This window comes from Neisseria sp. P0021.S007 (genome assembly GCF_051956855.1).
The window spans coordinates 1-656 of the sequence record NZ_JBQCXA010000614.1; the positions used below are offsets into that span (position 1 = coordinate 1).

Genomic DNA, 656 nt, shown 5'->3' on the forward strand with positions numbered 1-656 from the left:
CAACACTTCCAATCCGCGCAACGTCGTTGCTGCCGCGCTCTTGGCGCGCAACGCCAACCGCTTCGGGCTGAAACGCAAACCGTGGGTCAAAACCTCGTTCGCCCCCGGCTCGAAAGTGGCGGAAATCTATTTGAAAGAAGCGGGTCTGCTGCCCGAAATGGAAAAACTCGGCTTCGGCATCGTCGCCTTCGCCTGCACCACCTGCAATGGCATGAGCGGCGCGCTCGACCCGAAAATCCAGCAGGAAATCATAGACCGCGATTTGTACGCCACCGCCGTACTGTCGGGCAACCGCAACTTCGACGGCCGCATCCACCCGTATGCGAAACAGGCTTTCCTCGCTTCGCCCCCGCTGGTGGTGGCATACGCCGTCGCGGGCAGCATCCGTTTCGATATTGAAAACGACGTACTCGGCGTTTCAGACGAGGGCAAGGAAATCCGCCTGAAAGACATCTGGCCGACCGACGAAGAAATCGATGCCGTTGTCGCCGAATATGTGAAACCGCAGCAATTCCGCGACGTGTATGTACCGATGTTCGACACCGGCAAAGCGCAAAAAGCCCCGAGTCCGCTGTACGACTGGCGTCCGATGTCCACATACATCCGCCGTCCGCCCTATTGGGAAGGCGCGCTGGCGGGCGAACGCAGCCTGACGG

At 59.9% G+C, this 656-nt stretch carries 1 protein-coding gene; it reads left to right on the forward strand.

The genetic code is table 11. The features are described 5' to 3' along the window. A partial coding sequence (locus tag ACTHUR_RS14955) for an aconitase family protein (RefSeq protein ID WP_440399389.1) occupies window positions 1–656 on the forward strand: 656 nt, incomplete at both ends.